This window comes from Streptomyces sp. NPDC044063, assembly GCF_056434285.1.
On sequence record NZ_JBWKFM010000025.1, the window covers coordinates 1 to 20,671 of the forward strand.

19 protein-coding genes and 1 tRNA gene are annotated in these 20,671 nt (G+C 73.7%); 16 read left to right on the forward strand and 4 right to left on the reverse strand.

The annotated features are described in order from the left end of the window. Positions 1–339 precede the first annotated feature (339 nt). Positions 340–615, forward strand: coding sequence for a hypothetical protein (locus tag AC07BS_RS26310; protein WP_478641797.1), 276 nt, complete (start codon positions 340–342; stop codon positions 613–615). 111 nt (positions 616–726) lie between these two features. Then, on the forward strand, positions 727–2,547 hold the full coding sequence (glmS, locus tag AC07BS_RS26315) for a glutamine--fructose-6-phosphate transaminase (isomerizing) (RefSeq protein WP_478641798.1): 1,821 nt from the start codon (positions 727–729) through the stop codon (positions 2,545–2,547). A gap of 445 nt (positions 2,548–2,992) precedes the next feature. On the opposite strand, the gene AC07BS_RS26320 is transcribed toward glmS, so the two are convergent. After that, a complete protein-coding gene (locus AC07BS_RS26320) occupies positions 2,993–3,514 on the reverse strand; it encodes a universal stress protein (RefSeq protein WP_478641799.1) in 522 nt (173 codons plus the stop codon). Between the two features lie 341 nt (positions 3,515–3,855). Between AC07BS_RS26320 and AC07BS_RS26325 the strand changes: the two genes are divergently transcribed. From AC07BS_RS26325 to AC07BS_RS26365, 9 genes are all read left to right on the forward strand, one after another. Beyond that, complete coding sequence (locus AC07BS_RS26325; RefSeq protein ID WP_478641802.1) at positions 3,856–4,188, forward strand: hypothetical protein; 333 nt, start codon at positions 3,856–3,858, stop codon at positions 4,186–4,188. A 368-nt stretch (positions 4,189–4,556) separates the two neighbouring features. After that, positions 4,557–5,915 (forward strand): helix-turn-helix domain-containing protein, encoded by a 1,359-nt coding sequence (locus AC07BS_RS26330; protein ID WP_478641804.1) that lies wholly within the window; start codon positions 4,557–4,559, stop codon positions 5,913–5,915. Positions 5,916–5,920: 5 nt separating this feature from the next. Continuing rightward, entirely contained in the window at positions 5,921–6,526 is a 606-nt protein-coding gene (gene orn, locus AC07BS_RS26335) for an oligoribonuclease (RefSeq protein ID WP_478641806.1), read from the forward strand. Positions 6,527–6,651: 125 nt separating this feature from the next. After that, positions 6,652–6,724: transfer RNA gene (locus AC07BS_RS26340), tRNA-His, on the forward strand. 144 nt (positions 6,725–6,868) lie between these two features. Continuing rightward, the gene (locus AC07BS_RS26345; protein ID WP_478641807.1) at positions 6,869–7,075 is read left to right on the forward strand and encodes a cold-shock protein; all 207 of its coding nucleotides are present in this window, start codon (positions 6,869–6,871) and stop codon (positions 7,073–7,075) included. A 1-nt stretch (position 7,076) separates the two neighbouring features. Further along, positions 7,077–8,411 (forward strand): ABC transporter substrate-binding protein, encoded by a 1,335-nt coding sequence (locus AC07BS_RS26350; protein ID WP_478934686.1) that lies wholly within the window; start codon positions 7,077–7,079, stop codon positions 8,409–8,411. Next, positions 8,408–9,394 carry a carbohydrate ABC transporter permease gene (locus AC07BS_RS26355; protein ID WP_478641810.1) on the forward strand — a complete coding sequence of 329 codons (987 nt, stop codon included), beginning with the start codon at positions 8,408–8,410 and terminating at the stop codon, positions 9,392–9,394. The genes AC07BS_RS26350 and AC07BS_RS26355 overlap by 4 nt, the downstream gene beginning before the upstream one ends. 9 nt (positions 9,395–9,403) lie before the next feature. After that, positions 9,404–10,246 carry a carbohydrate ABC transporter permease gene (locus tag AC07BS_RS26360; RefSeq protein WP_478641813.1) on the forward strand — a complete coding sequence of 281 codons (843 nt, stop codon included), beginning with the start codon at positions 9,404–9,406 and terminating at the stop codon, positions 10,244–10,246. Positions 10,247–10,289: 43 nt separating this feature from the next. Continuing rightward, complete coding sequence (locus tag AC07BS_RS26365) at positions 10,290–11,666, forward strand: GH1 family beta-glucosidase (RefSeq protein WP_478641814.1); 1,377 nt, start codon at positions 10,290–10,292, stop codon at positions 11,664–11,666. A 22-nt stretch (positions 11,667–11,688) separates the two neighbouring features. Here AC07BS_RS26365 and AC07BS_RS26370 read toward each other — a convergent pair whose 3' ends face one another. Further along, complete coding sequence (locus AC07BS_RS26370) at positions 11,689–12,558, reverse strand: spermidine synthase (RefSeq protein WP_478641815.1); 870 nt, start codon at positions 12,556–12,558, stop codon at positions 11,689–11,691. Between the two features lie 99 nt (positions 12,559–12,657). Beyond that, positions 12,658–13,116 (reverse strand): hypothetical protein, encoded by a 459-nt coding sequence (locus AC07BS_RS26375; protein WP_478642148.1) that lies wholly within the window; start codon positions 13,114–13,116, stop codon positions 12,658–12,660. 266 nt (positions 13,117–13,382) lie between these two features. On the opposite strand from AC07BS_RS26375, the gene AC07BS_RS26380 reads away from it, so the two are divergent. Next, positions 13,383–14,783, forward strand: a complete 1,401-nt coding sequence (locus AC07BS_RS26380) for a tetratricopeptide repeat protein (protein ID WP_478934687.1) — start codon at positions 13,383–13,385, stop codon at positions 14,781–14,783. A 65-nt stretch (positions 14,784–14,848) separates the two neighbouring features. Here the strand turns inward: AC07BS_RS26380 and AC07BS_RS26385 are convergent, their stop codons facing one another. Continuing rightward, a complete protein-coding gene (locus AC07BS_RS26385) occupies positions 14,849–15,442 on the reverse strand; it encodes a histidine phosphatase family protein (RefSeq protein ID WP_478641819.1) in 594 nt (197 codons plus the stop codon). 245 nt (positions 15,443–15,687) lie between these two features. Between AC07BS_RS26385 and AC07BS_RS26390 the strand changes: the two genes are divergently transcribed. The 4 genes from AC07BS_RS26390 to AC07BS_RS26405 all read left to right on the forward strand — a co-directional run. Continuing rightward, positions 15,688–16,677 (forward strand): phosphatase PAP2 family protein, encoded by a 990-nt coding sequence (locus tag AC07BS_RS26390; RefSeq protein WP_478641822.1) that lies wholly within the window; start codon positions 15,688–15,690, stop codon positions 16,675–16,677. Next, on the forward strand, positions 16,598–17,794 hold the full coding sequence (locus AC07BS_RS26395; protein WP_478934688.1) for a hypothetical protein: 1,197 nt from the start codon (positions 16,598–16,600) through the stop codon (positions 17,792–17,794). The genes AC07BS_RS26390 and AC07BS_RS26395 overlap by 80 nt, the downstream gene beginning before the upstream one ends. Continuing rightward, positions 17,785–19,371: a hypothetical protein gene (locus tag AC07BS_RS26400; protein ID WP_478934689.1), complete on the forward strand. Its 1,587-nt coding sequence runs from the start codon at positions 17,785–17,787 to the stop codon at positions 19,369–19,371. The genes AC07BS_RS26395 and AC07BS_RS26400 overlap by 10 nt, the downstream gene beginning before the upstream one ends. An 8-nt stretch (positions 19,372–19,379) precedes the next feature. After that, positions 19,380–20,671 (forward strand): AAA domain-containing protein (locus AC07BS_RS26405; protein WP_478934741.1); only part of this gene is annotated, 1,292 nt, incomplete at its 3' end.

The following is a 20,671-nucleotide window of genomic DNA, read 5'->3' on the forward strand; positions in this document are numbered from 1 at the left end:
CCCCCCCCCCCCCCCCCCCCCCCCCCCCCCCCCCCCCCCCCCCCCCCCCCCCCCCCCCCCCCCCCCCCCCCCCCCCCCCCCCCCCCCCCCCCCCTGCGGCGTGCGGCCCGCGGCATGCGGCCCGTGACGTGCGGCCCGTGACGTGCGGCCCGTGACGTGCGGCCCGCGGCGTGCGGCCCGCGGCGTGCGATCCATGGTGGCGCGCGGAGAGACCTGCGTCACGGCACAAGCGGTGATCTTCAGGCGATTCGGGCAGATTCACCTCACATTCCCTGGCTTCCTTGCCCGATATCGGGCAGGATTCTTGCGAACGCCGTCCGTAGCCCTCAATATCGACGGGTGCTCGAACGCCGTATGTCCCACGACGACCTGGTCGATCACCTGGTGCGCAGCACGCCGCTTCAGCGCGGCGAGGCCGCCCGGGTGGTCCTGGACGTCCTGGCGTACTTCGACGAGACGGCCGAGGAGTTCGTCCGCCGCCGCCACCGCGAACTGCAGTCCGGCGGGATGAACAACACGGAGATCTTCGAGCGGATCGCCGCGGAGCTGCCGCACCGCGCCGTGGCACCACCCGAGCTCTCACTGCGGCAGTTGCGCCGCATCGTCTACGGCTGAACCAGCGGCCGGGACACACGGTGAGGCGGCCCCGCACGGCCGCCTCATCGCTTCCATCGCCGTCGTCGTCGCCTTCGGGCGCCGCTGATCTCTTACCTGGGAGGGTCACCTATGTGTGGAATCGTCGGATACATCGGCAAGCGTGATGTCGCGCCGCTGCTGCTGGAGGGGCTGCAGCGCCTGGAGTACCGCGGCTACGACTCGGCCGGCATAGCCCTGCACGCCAGCGGCAAGACGGGTGGCCTGAAGGCCGCCAAGGCCAAGGGCCGCGTCCGTGAGCTGGAGGCCCGCCTCCCCAAGCGCTTCAACGGCACCACCGGTATCGCCCACACCCGCTGGGCCACCCACGGCGCCCCGAACGACGTCAACGCCCACCCCCACCTCGACGCCGAGGAGAAGGTGGCCGTCGTCCACAACGGCATCATCGACAACGCCTCCGACCTGCGCGCCAAGCTGACGGCCGAGGGCTTCGTCTTCGTCTCCGACACCGACACCGAGGTCCTCGCCCACCTCATCGCCCGCTCCGAGGCCGGCACGCTGGAGGAGAAGGTCCGCGAGGCCGTCAAGCACATCGAGGGCACGTACGGCATCGCCGTCCTCCACGCCGACTTCCCGGACCGCATCGTCGTGGCCCGCAACGGCTCCCCGGTCGTCCTGGGCATCGGCGAGAAGGAGATGTTCGTCTCCTCCGACGTCGCGGCCCTGGTCTCCCACACCCGCCAGGTCGTCACCCTCGACGACGGCGAGATGGCCACCCTGCGTGCCGACGACTACCGCACGTACACCACCGAGGGTTCCTCCACCTCCGCCCAGCCGACCACCGTCGAGTGGGAGGCCGAGTCGTACGATATGGGCGGCCACGACACGTACATGCACAAGGAGATCCACGAGCAGGCCGACGCCGTGGACCGCGCGCTGCGCGGCCGCATCGACGACCGCTTCTCCACCGTGCACCTGGGCGGCCTGAACCTCGACGCCCGCGACGCCCGCGCGGTGCGCCGGGTCAAGATCCTCGGCTGCGGCACCTCGTACCACGCCGGCCAGATCGGCGCCCAGATGATCGAGGAGCTGGCCCGCATCCCCGCGGACGCCGAGCCGGCCTCCGAGTTCCGCTACCGCAACCCGGTCGTGGACCCCGACACCCTCTACATCGCGGTGTCCCAGTCCGGTGAGACCTACGACGTGCTGGCGGCCGTCCAGGAGCTCAAGCGCAAGGGCGCCCGCGTCCTGGGCCTGGTGAACGTGGTCGGTTCCGCGATCGCCCGCGAGACCGACGGCGGCATCTACGTCCACGCCGGCCCCGAGGTCTGCGTCGTCTCCACCAAGTGCTTCACCAACATGGTGGTCTCCTTCGGTCTGCTCGCCCTCCACCTGGGCCGCACCCGCGACCTGTCCGTCGCCGACGGCAAGCGGATCATCGAGGGCCTGCGCAAGCTGCCCGGCCAGATCGAGGAGATCCTGGCCAACGAGGCGCAGATCGAGGAGCTGGCCAAGGAGTACGCCGACGCCAAGTCGATGATGTTCATCGGCCGCGTCCGCGGCTACCCGGTGGCCCGCGAGGCCTCGCTGAAGCTCAAGGAGGTCTCGTACATCCACGCCGAGGCCTACCCGGCCTCCGAGCTCAAGCACGGCCCGCTGGCGCTCATCGAGCCCGCCATGCCGACCGTCGCGATCGTCCCGGACGACGAGCTGCTGGAGAAGAACCGCGCCGCGCTGGAGGAGATCAAGGCCCGTAGCGGCCGCATCCTCGCCGTCGCGCACCAGGAGCAGGAGAAGGCCGACCACACGATCGTGGTGCCGAAGAACGAGGACGAGCTGGACGCGATCCTCATGGGCATCCCGCTGCAGCTCTTCGCGTACTACACGGCGAAGGCCATGGGCCGCGACATCGACAAGCCGCGCAACCTGGCGAAGTCCGTCACGGTCGAGTAGTCGCCGCCTCCGGGCCCGGCCGGCCTCCGGCCGCGGGCCCTCACAGCCTCTCGGACCTGTCCGCACCTGTCCGCGACAGGTACGAGAGGGCGGCCCTCCCCACGCGTGCCACCACGCGCGCGGGGAGGGCCGCCTCCCCTGTGCCGGCGTCGCCCTCACGCCGGCGGTGATGCCGCCGTTCCCGGGAACCGTCACCTCCCGTCCGGCGGCACGACAGCGTCGTGTGCCGGATTCCTACCCGTGGCCACGGCCCGGGGCACCTTCTACGCGCGGGTAGATTCCGTCGTCCGTCAAGCACCACTCCACGCCATCCGGCTTTCGGCGCACGGGAGTTGACATCCGGGACGGATGTGACGGGGGAGGCACGCCGGGCGTACACGCGGAGCGCGGGCGCATCGGGGCGCGCCGGGGGAGCTCGTCACGGAATGACGCCGGGGAGCTCTCGCTACGGGATGACGACGACCGGCCGCTGCGCGCGCCGGGCCAGCCGGCCCGCCACCGAGCCGAAGATCCGCCCGACCAGGCCGTGCGTGGAGCCGACCACGATCGCGTCCGCCGCGTACTCCCGCCCGACTTCTTCGAGTTCGTGACAGATGTCCCCGCCGCGTTCCACAAGAATCCAGGGCACTTCGGACAAATAGTCGGCACAGGCCAGCTCAAGGCCCAGCACCTCGGTCCGGTGATCGGGGACATCGACGAAGACCGGCGGCTCGCAGCCGGCCCAGACGGTCGTGGGCAGCCGGTTGGCCACATGCACGATGATCAGGCCCGAGCCCGACCGCCGGGCCATTCCGATTGCATACGCAAGCGCTCGCTCGCTCGACATGGAGCCGTCGAAGCCCACCACGACGCCGTGCTGGAACGCCGGATCGCAGGAATGACGTGTTTCTTCCGCCGCTTCGGGATGCGCCGCGTGATCGGCGATCCGCTTGCGGTCCGCGGGTTCGGAGAATTCGTGACCGGCCATCGGTGTCTCGGCGTAGGAAGCCTCGTGTCGAGGGGAAGGGCGGTGGACTGGTTGGAGTTGTCGGGGTCGCGCCCCTGATGGATCTTGGACGGCCAAATCCGTCCGGGATTCATCTTTTCAAGTGCTTACCCCCCAGGGTACGGCGACAGTGACCGCCTGCCCAGGGGTCGCCGCACGGGAACGAGCCCCCGCGGGCGTTCCCCGGAGCATGCACGAGCGCGGCGCGTAGCGCAATGGCCCCGGCTCTACTCACTGGTACCCACTCCCCAGTGACCCAGGCCCCCGGGGCGCCGTTGTAGTACCGCGTACTACCCCCAGCAGCCGCCAGCAGGGAGCCGCTCGTGCCCGGGACCCGAGATGACGCCCGCGAGGACACCACCGAGGGGGCGTCCCCCGATCCGGTGAGCGACGTGGTCCGCTGGGCGGCGTTCAGCTGCGCTCTGGTTCCCGTCGTCCTCTTGATGTGCGGTCAGTCCTTCGGTGGCGCGGCCGGCACCGCGGCCGGTCTGGTGGCCCTCACCTGCGTCTGCCACGCCCTGCTGCGCCAGTCGGCGCGCACCGCCGCCAGGGTCTCCTCGGAACAATCCATTCCGCACCGCGGGAGGCGTGGCCGGACGGGTGGCGGGAGCCATCGCGGAGCCCGCCACCAGACCCCTGGATCACCCCTCGGCTGACCCCTTCGTACGCCTGCACCCACTGGTTTTCAGCCAAGTTGGGTCCGAACTTCACACCTTGGCCAAAGACCCCTCCAGCAGCCGGTCGACCAGCAAGGAAACGGGCCCGGAGGGCGGTTGCCGCCTACGGACAGTGGGCATGGGCGAGAGGCGTACTTTTCACCGGGGCCTGCAAGTGCAACGCTTCGTGATCGAACGCTTCGCGCCAAGTTGTCATGTCGACTTAGAGGCGGGTGGTGAACTGGTCACCGCGTCTCCGAACGACGCAGTAGATTCGATCTTGGCCATGACCGGCGGGGGAACCGTTCAGGACCGAGGGGAAACGTGCAGGACCGAGAGGACTCGACCGCCGAGGGGGGCTTAGCGCCATGAGCCAGGACTCCACGACCGCACCGGAGGCCGCGCGCAAGCTCTCCGGACGCCGCCGCCGGGAGATCGTCGCCGTACTTCTGTTCAGCGGTGGCCCCATCTTCGAAAGCTCCATTCCGCTCTCCGTCTTCGGCATCGACCGCCAGGACGCGGGAGTCCCCCGCTACCGATTGCTGGTGTGCGCGGGCGAAGATGTGCCATTGCGAACGACCGGCGGCCTGGAATTGACCGCACCGTACGGACTGGAGGCCCTCTCCAGGGCCGGCACCGTCGTCGTACCGGCCTGGCGGTCGATCACCCAGCCGCCACCGGCCGCCGCGCTCGACGCGCTGCGCCGTGCGCATGAGGAAGGTGCCCGCATCGTCGGGCTGTGCACCGGGGCCTTCGTACTGGCCGCCGCGGGGCTGCTGGACGGCAGGCCCGCCACCACCCACTGGATGTACGCGCCCACGCTCGCCAAGCGCTATCCGTCGGTCCATGTGGACCCGCGGGAGCTCTTCGTCGACGACGGTGACGTACTGACGTCCGCGGGCACCGCGGCAGGCATCGATCTGTGCCTGCACATCGTCCGCACCGATCACGGCGCCGACGCCGCGGGGGCCCTGGCCCGCCGTCTCGTCGTCCCGCCCCGCCGCAGCGGCGGGCAGGAGCGCTACCTCGACAGGTCTTTACCGGAGGAGATCGGCGCCGACCCGCTCGCCGAGGTCGTCGCCTGGGCGCTGGAGCACCTCCACGAGCAGTTCGACGTGGAGACCCTGGCCGCCCGCGCCTATATGAGCCGTCGCACCTTCGACCGGCGGTTCCGCTCGCTCACCGGGAGCGCCCCGCTGCAGTGGCTGATCACCCAGCGGGTGCTCCAGGCGCAGCGGCTCCTGGAGACCTCGGACTACTCCGTGGACGAGGTCGCCGGACGCTGCGGCTTCCGCTCGCCGGTGGCCCTGCGCGGTCACTTCCGCCGGCAGCTGGGGTCCTCCCCCGCCGCCTACCGGGCCGCCTACCGGGCGCGCCGGCCGCAGGGCGGCCCGGAGCGTCCGGAGCGGAGCGAGCGGGCGGACCGTCCGGAGCGGGCGGACCGGGGTGACCGGTTCGACCGGCCGGACCCGGTCGAGCACCGGTCCGGCGAGCCGTCGCTCATGGGCGTACGGCGTCCGGCCATGGCTCCGGCCGCCCACGCGGTGACGGGCGCGCCCCTGGGCGCCTCCCCGTCCCATGTGGGACACGGCGGTCATATGGGCCATGCGGGACACGGTGGCGGGCACGGCGGGGGACACGCGATCAACCCCGCCGATCCCGGCAAGCCGGACGGTGACCTCTATGCTCCGCGCCTGCCCGGCCAGCGGGAGCGCCCCGTAGGGTGAGGGGTATGAACGATCGCATGGTGTGGATCGACTGCGAGATGACCGGGCTCTCGCTGTCGTCCGACGCGCTCATCGAGGTGGCCGCCCTGGTCACCGACTCTGAGCTGAACATCCTCGGGGACGGCGTGGACATCGTCATCCGCCCGCCCGCCGAGGCACTCGCCACCATGCCCGAGGTGGTGCGCCAGATGCACACGGCCTCCGGGCTGCTCGCGGAGCTGGACGGTGGGACGACGCTCGAGGAAGCGGAGCGCCAGGTCCTGGAGTACGTCCGCGAGCACGTCCCGGAGGCGGGCAAGGCCCCGCTGTGCGGGAACTCGGTCAGCACCGACCGTGGATTCCTGCTGCGGGACATGCCCGCGCTGGAGGGGCACCTCCACTACCGGATCGTGGACGTGTCCTCGGTGAAGGAGCTGGCGCGCCGCTGGTACCCGCGCGCCTACTTCGCCAGCCCGAAGAAGTCGGGCAACCACCGGGCGCTCGCCGACATCCGCGAGTCGATCGCCGAGCTCCGCTACTACCGCGAGGCGATCTTCGTACCGCAGCCCGGTCCGGACTCCGACACGGCGAAGGCCGTCGCGGCCCGGCACGTCCTGCCCGCCCAGGCGTAAAGCCGCAGCCAGGCATAGTGACGCAGCTCGCTCCCGGCACGGCGAAAGCTGGGAGCGAGCACCCCTCCGGACCCTGTACACTTTTTCTCGGCCGGTGGGAAACACGGAAACAAACGCCGGACGTGGTGGGTATAGCTCAGCTGGTAGAGCACCTGGTTGTGGTCCAGGATGTCGCGGGTTCGAGTCCCGTTACTCACCCTCACCGGGAGCCCGGTTCGCGCAAGCGGACCGGGCTCCTTCTGTTTTGTAGCCCTCACGAGTGACATACGGCGCGGCCGGGGGAAGTTCGCCGCCGGTCCGGGAATGCTCAGATGCCGGTAACCGGATGAAGGAGCATGACCGATGGCGACGGGCAAAGTGAAGTGGTTCAACGCCGAGAAGGGCTTCGGCTTCATCGAGCAGGACGACGGGGGCCCGGACGTGTTCGTCCACTTCTCCGCCATCAAGAGCACGGGCTTCAAGGAGCTGGTGGAGAACCAGAGAGTCTCGTACGACGTCGTCCAGGGGCAGAAGGGCCCGCAGGCAGAGAACGTCGTCCCCGAACAGTAGGGTGACCGCCTGGCAGAGCGGGCCCTACCGGCGGCGGGCACTGCTTCTCGCCGCCGCCACGGCCCTCCTCCTCGTGGTCAGTCTGCTGGACGGCTGCACCCGCGACGGCGGGGACGGTACGGCCGCCCGGGGCGGTGCCGGGCGGCACACCACGATCACCGTCGGCACCTTCGGTGTCTTCGGCTACAAGCAGGCCGGCCTCTACGCGGAGTACGAGCGGCTCCACCCCGGCGTCACGATCGTGGAGAGCGTCATCGAGCGCAACGACGCCTACTACCCCCAGCTGCTCACCCATCTCGCCGCCGGCAGCGGACTCGCCGACGTCCAAGCCATGGAGATCGGCAACGTCCACGAGCTGGCCGCCGCCCGGGGCCACCGCTTCGAGGACCTCTCCCGGGCGCCGGGCGTCCGCCGGCAGGGCTGGTTGCCGTGGAAGTGGGCCCAGGCCACCGCTCCCGACGGCCGCGTCATCGGCCTCGGCACGGACATCGGGCCGATCGCCGTGTGCTACCGCAAGGACCTCTTCCGGCGCGCCGGGCTGCCCACCGACCGGGAGGAGGTCGGCCGGTTGTGGGCCGGGGACTGGCGGAGGTACCTCGACGCCGGCCGGGCGTACGCCCGCCGTGCCCCGGCGGGCACGGTCTTCACCGACTCGGCGGCCGGCCTCTACAACGCCTCCGTCCACGGCTACCCCGAGCGCTACTACGACCGTGCCGGACACCCGCTCCACCGGAGCGGCCGGGCGGTGCGGGCCTCCTGGGACCTGGCCATGGAGGCGGTGCGCTCCGGGCTGACGGCCCGTCTCAAGCAGTTCGAGAAGCCCTGGGACCAGGCCTACGCCAACGGGCGCTTCGCCAGCGTCGTCTGCCCGCCCTGGATGCTCGGCTACATCAAGGCGAAGTCGGGCGCCGCGGGGAAGGGTCAGTGGGACGTGGCCGCCGCGCCCCGCCCGGCCAACTGGGGCGGCTCCTTCATCGGCGTGCCGACGGCGGCCCGGCACAAGCGGGCGGCGATCGACCTGGCCGTGTGGCTGACGGCGCCCGCCCAGCAGGCCCGGCTCTTCGACCGGCAGGCCGGCTTCCCCTCGGCCCCGGCCGCCTATGCCCTGCCGTCGGTCCAGAACGCCCGGAACCCCTACTTCGGCGACGCCCCCATCGGGTCGGTCTTCACCGCGGCCGCCCGCTCCGTCCCGCTGCTGGTCCACGGCCCGAAGGAGGCACAGATCGGCACGGCGTTCACCGACGTCGGTATCCCCCAGGTCGAACAGCAGGGCAGGTCCCCGCGGGCCGGCTGGGCGGCGGCACAGAAGGAGATCGAGAACGCGGTGGACGAATGACCGCCACGACCACGACGGTGGAGGAGGCGGAGGCCGGCCCGGCGGGCCGCCGGCGGGGCCCCGCCCGCCCGGCCGCCCGGCGCAGCCGCCTCTACCGCTGGGACCTGCGCTACAGCCCGTACGCGTTCATCGCGCCGTTCTTCGTGTTCTTCGCCGCGTTCGGACTCTTCCCCCTCCTCTATACGGGCTGGGCCTCGCTGCACCGGGTGGAGCTGACGGCCCCGGACCGCATGGTGTGGGTGGGGCTGCACAACTACGCCCGGCTGCTCGGCAACGAATTCTTCTGGAACGCGCTGCGCAACACGTTCGTCCTCGGGGTGCTCTCCACCGTCCCCCAGCTGCTGATGGCCCTGGGCCTGGCCCATCTGCTGCACCACCGGCTGCGCGCCGCCACGTTCTGGCGGGTCGCCCTGCTGACCCCGTACGCCACCTCGGTCGCGGCCGCCACCCTGGTCTTCGTCCTGTTCTACGGGCGCGACTACGGCCTGCTGAACTGGGCCCTGGGCGCGGCGGGCATCGGCCCGGTGGACTGGCAGAACGGCGTCTGGAGCTCACGGCTGGCCGTGTCGTCGATCGTGATCTGGCGGTGGACGGGCTACAACGCGCTCATCTACCTGGCCGCCCTCCAGGCGGTGCCCGGCGAGCTGTACGAGGCGGCGGCGCTGGACGGCGCGTCGCGTCTGCGGCAGTTCCTGCACGTCACCGTGCCGGCGCTACGGCCGACGATCCTGTTCACGGTCGTGGTGTCGACGATCGGGGCGACCCAGCTCTTCGGCGAGCCACTGCTGTTCGGCGGGGCGGGTGGTCAGAAGGGCGGCGCCTCGCACCAGTTCCAGACGCTCGGGCTCTACCTCTACGAGCAGGGCTGGTTCCACTTCCATCTCGGGCGGGCCTCGGCCGTCGCCTGGACCATGTTCCTCCTGCTGCTGCTCGTGGCCGTGGTCAACGCCCTGATCGCGCGCGGGCTGCGGAAGGACCGGTGAGAGGGGCCCATGGCCACGGCATCCCGACCGGGCCCGCACCGGCGGCCGGGCCCGGTCGCCTACGGGGTCCTGGCGCTGTTCACCGCCGGCTCGCTCCTGCCCCTCCTCTGGACGGCGGTCGCCGCCTCGCACGACGACGCCCGGCTGGCCCGCACCCCGCCGCCGCTGTGGTTCGGGGGGCGGCTCGCGGAGAACCTGGGCACGGCGTGGAGCGACGCCCGCATGGGGCTCGCGCTGTTCAACACCACGCTGGTGGCCGGGACGACCGCGCTCGGCACCGTGCTCTTCTGCACGGTCGCCGGCTTCGCCTTCGCCAAGCTGCGGTTCCGGCTGCGGGGCGCCCTGCTCGCGCTGACCGTCGGCACGATGATGGTCCCGCCGCAGCTCGGCGTCGTCCCGCTGTTCATGGTCGTCGCCCGGCTGGGCTGGACCGACCGGCTGCCGACCGTGGTGCTGCCCACGCTGGTCAGCGCCTTCGGCGTCTTCTTCATGCGGCAGTACCTGCTGGAGGCGCTGCCCACGGAGCTGATCGAGGCGGCCCGCGTGGACGGCGCGAGCAGCCTGCGCCTGGTGTGGCACCTCGTCCTCCCCGTGGCCCGGCCGGCGATGGCCGTGCTGGGCATGCTCTCCTTCGTGCAGTCCTGGAACGACTTCTTCTGGCCCGTGATCGCGCTGACCCAGGAGAACCCGACCGTGCAGGTGGCCCTCACCGGGCTCGGCCGGGGCTATGTGCCCGACCAGGCCGTGGTCATGGCCGGGGCGCTGCTGGGCACGCTGCCGCTGCTGCTGGTCTTCGCCCTCCTCGGCCGCCGGATCGTCGGCGGCGTCATGCGCGGCGCGGTCAAGGGCTGACCGCCGCGCCTCCCCGCCCTCACCGACCCCGGGAGCGACTTCCATGACCGTGACCTTTCCGCCCGGCTTCCTGTGGGGCACCGCGACGGCCGCCTACCAGATCGAGGGCGCGGCCCGGGAGGACGGCCGCACGCCCTCCATCTGGGACACCTTCTCCCGCACGCCCGGCCGGGTCCGGGACGGCGACACCGGCGACACGGCCACCGACCACTACCACCGCCGCCACGACGACGTACGCCTCATGGCCGAGCTGGGGCTGGGCGCGTACCGCTTCTCCGTCTCCTGGCCGCGCGTGCAGCCCACCGGCCGGGGGCCCGCCTCCCGGCGGGGCCTCGACTTCTACCGGGCGCTGGTCGACGACCTCCTGGAGCAGGGGATCCAGCCGCTGCTGACGCTCTATCACTGGGATCTGCCCCAGGAGCTGGAGGACGCGGGCGGCTGGCCCGCCCGGGAGACGGCACTCCGGTTCGCCGACTACGCGCACCTGGTCGGCGAGGCGCTGGGCGACCGGGTCGGCACATGGAGCACCCTCAACGAACCCTGGTGCAGCGCCTTCCTGGGCTACGCCGCCGGGATCCACGCCCCGGGCCGCACGGACGACGAGGCGGCGCTGCGCGCGGCGCACCACCTCAACCTGGCGCACGGCCTGGGCGCCCAGGCGCTGCGCGGCGTCCTGCCCGCGGGGGCCCGGCTGACCGTGGCCCTCAACCCCGGCGCCGTGCGGGCCCGTACGGACGCCGCGGCCGACCTCGACGCCCGGCGGCGCATCGACGCCCTGGCCACCCGGATCTTCACCGGCCCCATGCTGCACGGCGCCTACCCGGCCGATCTCCTCGCCGACACCGCGACGATCACGGACTGGTCCTTCGTACGGGACGGCGACACGGACGTCGTCCGGCAGCCCCTCGACGCGCTGGGCGTCAACTACTACTCCCCCATGGTGGTGTCGGCCGCCGAGGGCTCCGGCGCGAGCGGGCCGTCCCCGTGGCCGGGTGCCGGACGGGTGGCGTTCCACCAACCGCCGGGCCAGCGCACCGCGATGGACTGGGCCGTGGACCCCACGGGCCTGTACGACCTGCTGATGCGCTTCACGCGGGAGGTCCCGGGGCTGCCCCTGATCGTCACGGAGAACGGTGCCGCCTACGACGACAAGCCGGGCGGGGACGGCGCGGTGCACGATCCCGACCGCATCGCCTATCTCCACGCCCACCTCGACGCGGTACTGCGCGCCCTCGGCGACGGCGCCGACGTGCGCGGCTACTTCCTCTGGTCGCTGCTGGACAACTTCGAGTGGGCGCACGGCTACAGCAAGCGGTTCGGCGCGGTGTACGTCGACTACGCCACGCTGGCCCGGACGCCCAAGTCCAGCGCCCGCTGGTACGCCCGGGTGGCCAGGACCGGACGGCTCGCCCCGGGCTGAGGGCCGCCGGGGGCGGCGGCCGTCACTCGAAGACGGAGGGCGGCGGGGCCGGCGAGGGGCGGGCGTCCGCGTCGGTGACGGGGGCGGCGCCGCCGGTGAAGTCGGCGAGGGAGCGGCCGTGTTCGACCCGGCCCTGGACCGGGTCGGTGGCGGCCCGCCGGGTCAGCTCGGCGACCGGCAGCTCCCGGTCGGAGGCCAGCAGCACGGCGTTGCCGAAGCGGCGCCCGCGCAGCACGGCGGGGTCGGCGGTCAGGCACAGCTCGGGGAAGACCGTCCCGGCGGTCGCGATCTGCGCCTTGAGGTGGGCGAGCGGTGGACCGTCCGCGAGGTTGGCGGCGTAGAAGCCGCCGGGCCGCAGCACCCGGCGGACCTCGCCGGTGAATTCGGTGCTGGTCAGGTGGGCGGGGGTGCGGGCGCCGCTGAAGACGTCCGCGATGATCAGGTCCGCCCAGCCGTCGGGCAGCTTCCCCAGCCCCTCGCGGGCGTCCCCGCCCCGCACCCTGATCCGCCAGCCGCTCTCCAGGGGCAGCTCGGCGCGGACGAACTGGACCAGTGGGGCGTCGATCTCGACGATCTGCTGGGTGGAGCGGGGGCGGGTGAAGGCGACGTAGCGGGCGAGGGTGAAGGCGCCGCCGCCCAGGTGGAGGGCGTGGATCGGCTTCCCGGGCGGGGCCACGAGGTCGGCTGTGTGGCCGAGCCGGCGCTGGTAGGAGAAGTCGAGGTGGGCGGGATCGTCGAGGTCCACATGGGACTGGGGCGCCCCGTCGATCAGCAGGGTCCGGCCGCGCGGCCGGTCCCGGTCGGGAACGAGCTCGGCGAGCCCGCCGTCGACCCGCGCGGTCACCGCGTCGGCACCCCGCCCGCGCCCCTGCTTCTGCCTGCCCTTGCTCATCCCTCCAGTATCACCGCTGACCAGCCGTGCAAGGGGCGCGGGGAACCGCGCGACAAGCCACCGGCGGCCCGCGGCGAACGGGCTACGGGACCCTCGGCGTCAGCGACAGCGATCGACGGCCTCGATCGTGCGAGCCGCCTCCCCGAGCGCGGCCCGCAACACGACGGGATCGGTCGCGGCGGCGTACGCGGCGTCGGGCGCGACGAGCCACCCGGTGCCGTTGACGGGCGGCATGTCGGCGCCGGCGCGCTGGCCGCGCCCATAGGTCTGGGTGCAGGCGCTGCCGGGCAGGTCCCAGCGGTCGGCGGTGCCGGGGGGCACGAGGAAGCCGAGGGTGTCGCCCTCCCCGTCGTGGAGCACGGGGCCCACGCCGTCGCGCAGCCGGAGGATGTCGACGGCTTCGAGGCCCTGCCGGGCGGGGACGGTGACGAGGTCGCAGGGGCGGGCGTCCTCGGCGCCGGCCCGGGTGGTGCGGGGGGACGGGCTGTGGTCCTGACGGGGCTGGTGCAGCGCTGTCGTCCGTGAGCCGCCGCCGATGTCCACTCCGGCCTTCACCACGGGAAACCCCTCCTCACGCCAGTGCCACTCCGCGTCGAGCGCGCTCACGCTCGGAGGGTTCAACGGCCGCGGGCGTCAACGGCTACGGCGCCATGCCGCCGCAAAGGATGGCAGTTCATGGCGGATGACAGGTGGGATATCCGGTTTGTAGCCAAACCGGGCGGAGCGGCCCCTGGCCAACCGGTACGGTCATCACGCCACACGGCAGCACAGCCGCCCGCCCCGCGGGACGCCCACGGGGCGGCTCGCCAGGGAGAGGGTCCGCCATGGCGTCGCCCCACGCGTCCTCGTCACGACGCCCCAACACCGCCTTCCGGGAACTGCGCGGACAGCGCTCACCTGGGGAGTTCGCGGCGGCGGTGCGCAGGGCGGGCCGTGAGATCGGGGAGCACGTCTCGTGCGACGCGCGCTATGTCGGGCGCGTCGAGTCGGGCGAGATCCGCTGCCCGAACTACGCCTACGAGCGGGTCTTCCGGCATATGTTCCCGGGCCGGGAGCCGGCGGACATGGGCTTCGCACCCCGCGAGACGGTGCGTGGACGGGGGGCGCGCAAAAAGGGTTCCGCGCCGTCCGGGCAATCCGGAAGCCCCGCCGAAAGCCGTACCCCCCCGGGGGAGGACGGGGACCCCGGCGGGAACTCCGGTGACACCTTCGACAGCAGCAAGGAGAGCGACGTGTTGCGTCGCGCGTTCATGACCACGGGCACGGCCGCGATGGCCGCCGCCTCCCTGGGCGCCGCCCCCCGCACCCCCGTCCGGCGACGGGCGGGCGAGCCCGAGGCCCGCGCCGTCGAGCAGGCGGTGCTGCGGATCCGGCTGCTCGACGACCGGCACGGCGCGGACGGCCTCTACCGGCGCGCCGCGCGGCCGCTGAAGGCGGCCTACGAGCTGCTCGACGCGCAGACCCGGCGGCAGTCCGTGGCGGACCGGCTGCACGCGGGCGCGGGCGAACTCGCCCTCTCGGTGGGCTGGCTGGCCCATGACTCGGGCCGCTTCCCGGACGCGCGCTCGCACTACGCGGAGGCCCTGGCGACGGCCCGGGTGGCCGGTGATCCGGCGTTGGAGGCTCATGCCTTCTGTAACACCGCTTTCCTCGCCCGGGATGCAGGCCGGCCGCGCGAGGCCGTGCGCGCCGCGCAAGCCGCGCAGCGCGCCGGCCGGCGGCTGGGCTCGGCGCGGCTGATGTCCCTGCTGGCCCTGCGGGAGGCGGGCGGCTGGGCATGGCTCGGGGACCGGGCCGCCTGCGAGGAGGCCCTGCTGCGCGCGCGGACGCTGTTCGAGCGGGGCTCCTGCGACGCGGACCCGGAATGGATGACCTTCTTCGGGGAGGCGGAGCTGGAGGGCCTGGAGGCCCAGTGCTGGTCGGCCCTCGGCGACTGGCGGCGGGCGGCGGAGCACGCCGCGCGGGCGGTGGAGCTGCAGGACCCGCACTTCGCGCGGAACACGGCCCTCTACACCGCCCAGCTGGCGGGCGACCTGGCCCGGGCCGGCGCCCCCGACGCGGCGGCCGTCGCCGGCTGCCGGGCGCTGGACCTGCTGGAGGAGGTCCGCTCGTCCCGGATCCGGGCGATGCTGTCGAGCACGGCACGGCTGCTGCGCCGCCACGCGGAGGACCCCGCCGTGGCGGAGTTCCTCGCCCGGCACGAGCCCGCGTCACAGGCCGTCTGAAAGCCCCGGAGCCGGGCCCGTCGAGGACCGGCCCGGGACCGGTTCCCGCGCCCGCCGCGTCACGGTCAGCCGAGGTGCCCCGTGTCGTTCAGCCGTACCAGGGCCGGCGCCCCGTAGGCCCAGCCCAGGACCGACAGCGACGTCGGGTCGAGGCGGACGCGCGAGCCGAAGAAGATGTCCTCGCCCAGCCAGCGGGCCACGATCGTGCGCAGGATGTGGCCGTGCGCGAAGACCAGGACGTCGCGGTCGGCCGAGCGGGCCCACTCGACGACCTCGTCGGCCCGGGCGGCCACCTGCTCGCGGGTCTCGCCCTCCGGGACGCCGTCGCGCCAGATGAGCCAGTCCGGGCGGCCGGCCTTGATCTCGTCGGGGGTCATGCCCTCGTAGGCGCCGTAGTCCCACTCCATCAGCGTGTCCCACTCGGTGGCCCGGTCGCCGAAGCCGGCCAGCTCGCAGGTCTCCCGGGCGCGCGCCAGCGGGCTGGTGCGCACCTCGACGTCCGGCAGGGCGTTCCAGGGCGCGCGGTGCAGTCGCTCGCCCAGCAGCTTGGCGCCACGCCGTCCCTCGTCGAGGAGCGGGATGTCCGTGCGTCCGGTGTGCTTCCCGGACAGCGACCACTCCGTCTGTCCGTGCCGGGCCAGCAGGATGCGCGGTGCCATGGCGAGGGCCCCTTCACGAGTTTTCGGTGACTTTCGCGACAGTTCCGGCGTGGGGACCGGTCCCGTTCAGCCCCCATCATCACTCACTTCACCCTCAGGCAACCCTCTGGCCAGCGGCGGCGTCTCCCTCCCCGCCGACTCGGGGGTTCCGGGGAAGTCCTGGGGCGGTGTGCGACCACTGCGGCGTACACCGTACGGTTGCAAGCGCGCTTATTGGCCGCCTGATCACATGGAGAGCCGTCCGGATGTACCGCACCGCACCACTCGGGAAGCGGCCGCGCTGGTGGACCGAACTGCCACTGATAGCCGTGGTGTACGGGCTGTACTCGGCGGGCCGGCTCCTGGTCCGGGGAGACGTTCAGTCCGCCGTGGATCACGGCCTGGCCATTCTCGATCTTGAAAAAACGTTCCGAATAAACTTCGAGCACCCGCTCAACCGGCTGTTCACCGACATGCCCGCGCTCGGCATACCCGCGGACTTCATCTACGCCGCACTGCACTACCTCCTCACCCCCGCGCTCCTGGTCTGGCTCTTCCGGCGCCGCCCCGGCCACTACCGCGGGATGCGCACCTGGCTGATGGCCTCCACCCTCATCGGCCTCATCGGCTTCACCCTCCTGCCCACCTGCCCGCCCCGTCTCCTCGACCCCACCTACGGGTTCGTCGACACGATGCACCAGTACTCCGAGTACGGGTGGTGGGGCGGCGACGCCAGCGCCCCACGCGGCCTCGGCGGGCTCACCAACCAGTACGCCGCCATGCCGAGCCTCCACGTCGGCTGGGCCCTGTGGTGCGGCGTCGTGCTCTGGCGCCACGCCCGCAGCACCTGGGTACGGATCGCCGGCGCGGCGTACCCGGTCCTCATCACGCTCGTGGTGATGGGCACCGCCAACCACTACTTCCTCGACGCCGTCGCCGGCGTGGCCGTGATGGGCGCCGGCTGTCTGCTGGCCGGCCCCGTCGTCCGGCTCGCCGACCGCGTCCGCGCCCGCCTGGCCGGCGGCGCGGCGGCGGAAACCTCCGGGACGCCCGCGATTGTCAGTGACGGGTGCGAGACTTCGGCGGGTACTGCGCTCGTCCGGACCTCCTCCCCCGGCTCCCCGGCCGGAGCCGGTCGTCCGGGAGCGCCGGAGAGACTTCGCGAGGCGGACGCCAGTGACCACATCCCCCGTCAGCCGGCCCGGGGCGAGGCCGGAGAAAGCCGCGCCGACGGCGCTGCGACAGCGGCTCGCTGAGCTGCGCGGCCCGGCCGTCGCGCCGCGGCCGCTCGACGCCCGCGCGCTCGCCGCGCTCGCGGCCAACCCCGGCTGCCACCGCCGCGCCCTGCTCGACGGCGCCGGGGTCGACAAGGCCGCCCTCGCCCGGGCGCTGGGCGCGCCGGTGACGTTCGGCCAGTCCCAGTTCGCCTTCGTCCGCGGCCACGCCTTCGAGGCACGTGTGAAGGACGAGGGCGGCGCCGCGCTGATCCGCCTGCTGTGCGAGCGGCTCGGCGACGGCTCCGGCCCGCCCCCGGGCCCGGAGGACGTCGACACCCCGGACCTCGCCGCCCCGGGACCCGAGGGCCGCACGGCCCGTACGGCCCTCGCCCTGCGCGAGGCCACGGCCGCCGGCCGGTGGGCGCTGCTGGACCATCCCCTGCTGGCCCTGACCGTCGCCGGCACGCCCGCCTATCTGGAGCCGGACGCCGTCGTCGTCCACCCCGACGGCGGCTGGACGGTGGTGGAGATCAAGTCCTTCGCCATGGTCGACGGCGCGGCGGACGCGGCCAAGGTGGGCGCGGCCGCCCGCCAGGCCGCGGTGTACGCGCTGGCCCTGGAGTCCCTGGCCGGGCACGTCGGCGGGGGTGCCGAGGTCCGCTCCAGCGCGCTCCTGGTCTGCCCCAAGGACTTCTCCAACCTTCCCGACGCGGCCCTCGTCGACCTCCGCAAGCAGCTGGCCACGACGCGCCGCCAGCTGGAGCGGCTCACGGGCGTCGCGGACATCGCGGACGCCCTCCCCGAGGGCACGAGCTTCGACCTCCGGCTGTCCGACGACGGACGGACGCCCACCCGGCCCGCCGAGGAGCTCGCCGCCGCCGTCGAGGCGGTCGGCGCGGCGTACGCGCCGGAGTGCCTGGCCGCCTGCGAGCTGGCCTTCCACTGCCGCGCCCGGTCCCGGGCCGCGGACGCGGTACGGAGCCTGGGCCGCGGTCTGCGCGCCGAGCTCGGCGGCCTGAGCACGATCGGCTCGGTGCTCGCCGCCGCTGCGGGCGAGGCGGGCGACCCCGGCGATCCCGCGGTCGTCGCGCTGCGCCGCGCCGCGACCCTGCGGGCGGAGGCCCTGACGGCGGCGGGAGCGGTGCCGTGTCCCTGATCGAGACCCTCGCCCGGCTGGAGGCCGCCCGGGACGGCCGCGCCCGGCCGCTGACCACCGTGCGCCACCGCCACCTGTCCGACCGTCCGCTGGTGTTCGTCCCGCTGACCACGGCCGGTGAGGCCGGTGCGCCGCTGGGCGCGCTGGTGGGCACCGACCGCGACGCGCCCCGGCTGCTCGTCGTGGCCCAGCCGCGCGACCGCGACCTGCGCTCCGCGTTCCTCGCCGGGCTGGCGGACGCGATGCTTCCGTACGTCGAGGAGTTCGCCGGCTCCGTCGAGCGCGAGGAGCGCCGGGAGACCGACCCGGTGACCGGGCGGAAGACGCCGGTCGAGGTCGAGCTGTGCACGGACGCGCCGCAGCTGGTGGTGCCGGGCGCGGGCGGCGTGGAGTACGTCCGTCTGCTCGGCCGCTCCATGCGCTTCCGCCGCACCGCCGAGCAGGACCCGGAGACGCCGCACCCCGCTCCCCCGCGGGTACCCCTGCTCGGCCGCTGGCTGACGCACTTCGGGGAGCGCGCCCGGGTGCCCGGCTCCTCCACGCTGCTGGCGATGACCCAGACCCTGGGCCGCCACTGGGCCACGGGCCAGAGCGTCCTGGAGGACCAGCGCCTGAGCGCCCTGCTGGCCTGGATCGACCCGCCGGAGGGGCTCTCGGGCGCCGAGGCGGCGCTCCGGGCCGAGCTGGACCGGGACGCCGACGACCTGCTGGTCCACCCTCCCGCGGGCCCCGCGACCGACCCGGTCTTCGACAACAAGCGGCTGGCCCCCGCCGTCGCCCGCTACGACCTGGCCCGCGCGCGGGCGCTCCAGGCGCCGCCGCACCTCGCGGAGCCGGCCCGGCGGGCGCTGGCCGGGGCCGAGGCGGAGATCCGCGCGCTGCTGGCGGGACAGCTGCGTCCCACCTGGGACGCCGTCTGGCACGGCATCGACCTGCTGCGTTCCCTGCCCGAGGGCGCCCGCGTCGGCGAGCGCTGGAAGCGCGACCGCTGGTCGTACACCGCGCACCGCGACCGCGTCCTGGCCGGCGAGCCCCCGCAGCCGCGCCGCGACGACGCGGTCACGGCGGCCCGCAAGCTGAGCTCCCGGGAGACGGCCCAGGCGCGGCTGGACGCCCAGGAGGCGCTGGACGACCCGCTGGTGATGGCCGGACGCCGGCTGGCCGGGGAGGCCTTCGCGGGCACCGTCGCCGACGTGGTCATGGAGTATTCGGAGGCAAAGGTTCCGCGCCCGCGCCCGCTGGTGACGGTCCGCACCGACGACGCCCCGCACGTCGCGGACGGGGTGGCGCTGCACCGCGTGCTGCCGGACGGGCGGGCGCAGTCCGCCGAGTTCGTCCGTCGTGAGCCGGACGGCGCCCTGACCGTACGGCTCACGGGTGGGATGGGCCGCGGCAGGACCCCCGAGGCCGGCTCCGTGCCGGAGCCGGGCGAGCCGGTCTGCTGGACCCTCTTCGAGCACGCGCCGCGCGGCGGCCCCGAGCCGCCGGCCCCCGAGCTGACGCCCTGGACCCACGGCGGACCCCCGGCCGCCGCGGCCGAGGCCCCGGATCCCGTGACCGCGGAGGACCTGCTGTGACCGTACGCATGGCACGCGAACGCGCCTTCGACCCCGCCCGGGCGGCGGCCGAGGCCACCGACGCGATCCTGCGCGACACCCTCCACGGCCCCCACCGCGGCGTCGTCGTGGACTCCCCGCCCGGCGCCGGCAAGTCGACGCTCGTGGTCCGGGCGGCCCGGGAGCTCGCCGCCGCCGGCCACCCGCTGATGATCGTCGCGCAGACCAACGCCCAGGTCGACGACCTCGTGCTGCGCCTGGCCAAGCAGGACCCCGACCTGCCCGTGGGCCGGCTGCACAGCAGCGACCGGCGGCCGTACGACCCCGCGCTCGACGCCCTCGGCTCGGTCGTCACCTCGGCCAGGGCCGCCGAGCTCGCCGGGCTGGACGTGGTGGTCTCCACCGCCGCGAAGTGGGCGCACACCAAGGTCGCCGAGCCGTGGGGGCACGCGATCGTGGACGAGGCGTACCAGATGCGGTCGGACGCGCTGCTGACCGTGGCGGGCCTCTTCGACCGGGCCCTGTTCGTGGGCGACCCGGGGCAGCTCGACCCCTTCAGTGTGGTGGGCGCGGAGCAGTGGGCGGGCCTGTCGTACGACCCGTCGGCGAGCGCGGTGAGCACGCTGCTCGCCCACAATCCCGGGCTCCCGCAGCACCGGCTCCCGGTCTCCTGGCGGCTGCCCGCGTCGGCGGCGCCGCTGGTCTCGGACGCCTTCTATCCGTACACGCCCTTCCGCAGCGGCACCGGCCCCGGGGACCGGCATCTGGCGTTCGCGGTGCGCTCGGACGGCTCGGGCCCGGACCGGGTGCTGGACGAGGCGGCGGAGTCCGGCTGGGGCCTGCTGGAGCTGCCCGCCCGCCACACGCCGCGCACGGACCCGGAGGCGGTGGGCGCGGTCGCGCTGGTCGTACGGCGGGTGCTGGACCGGGGCGGGGCCGTGACGGACGAGGGCGCCCCGGAGCCGTCGCCGCTCACGGCGGACCGGATCGCGGTGGGCACCGCCCACCGCGACCAGGCGGCGGCCGTCCGCGAGGCCCTGGCCGGGCTGGGCGTCACGGGGGTGACGGTCGACACGGCCAACCGGCTCCAGGGCCGCGAGTTCGACCTGACGGTGGTGCTGCACCCCCTGTCGGGGCGCCCCGACGCCACGGAGTTCCACCTGGAGACGGGCCGCCTGTGCGTCCTGGCCTCGCGCCACCGGCACGCCTGCGTGGTGGTCTGCCGCGCGGGGGTGGACCGCCTGCTGGACGACCACCCGTCGACGGAACCGGTGCGGCTGGGCGTCACGGTGAAGTTCCCGGACGGCTGGGAGGCCAACCA

Excerpts from the sequence above, each read along its gene's own strand:
- glmS (WP_478641798.1), top strand. The coding sequence starts at position 727 with ATGTGTGGAATCGTCGGATACATCGGCAAGCGTGATGTCGCGCCGCTG.
- AC07BS_RS26320 (WP_478641799.1), bottom strand. The coding sequence starts at position 3,514 with ATGGCCGGTCACGAATTCTCCGAACCCGCGGACCGCAAGCGGATCGCC.
- AC07BS_RS26330 (WP_478641804.1), top strand. The coding sequence starts at position 4,557 with ATGAGCCAGGACTCCACGACCGCACCGGAGGCCGCGCGCAAGCTCTCC.
- orn (WP_478641806.1), top strand. The coding sequence starts at position 5,921 with ATGAACGATCGCATGGTGTGGATCGACTGCGAGATGACCGGGCTCTCG.
- AC07BS_RS26345 (WP_478641807.1), top strand. The coding sequence starts at position 6,869 with ATGGCGACGGGCAAAGTGAAGTGGTTCAACGCCGAGAAGGGCTTCGGC.
- AC07BS_RS26355 (WP_478641810.1), top strand. The coding sequence starts at position 8,408 with ATGACCGCCACGACCACGACGGTGGAGGAGGCGGAGGCCGGCCCGGCG.
- AC07BS_RS26360 (WP_478641813.1), top strand. The coding sequence starts at position 9,404 with ATGGCCACGGCATCCCGACCGGGCCCGCACCGGCGGCCGGGCCCGGTC.
- AC07BS_RS26365 (WP_478641814.1), top strand. The coding sequence starts at position 10,290 with ATGACCGTGACCTTTCCGCCCGGCTTCCTGTGGGGCACCGCGACGGCC.
- AC07BS_RS26370 (WP_478641815.1), bottom strand. The coding sequence starts at position 12,558 with ATGAGCAAGGGCAGGCAGAAGCAGGGGCGCGGGCGGGGTGCCGACGCG.
- AC07BS_RS26380 (WP_478934687.1), top strand. The coding sequence starts at position 13,383 with ATGGCGTCGCCCCACGCGTCCTCGTCACGACGCCCCAACACCGCCTTC.
- AC07BS_RS26385 (WP_478641819.1), bottom strand. The coding sequence starts at position 15,442 with ATGGCACCGCGCATCCTGCTGGCCCGGCACGGACAGACGGAGTGGTCG.
- AC07BS_RS26390 (WP_478641822.1), top strand. The coding sequence starts at position 15,688 with ATGTACCGCACCGCACCACTCGGGAAGCGGCCGCGCTGGTGGACCGAA.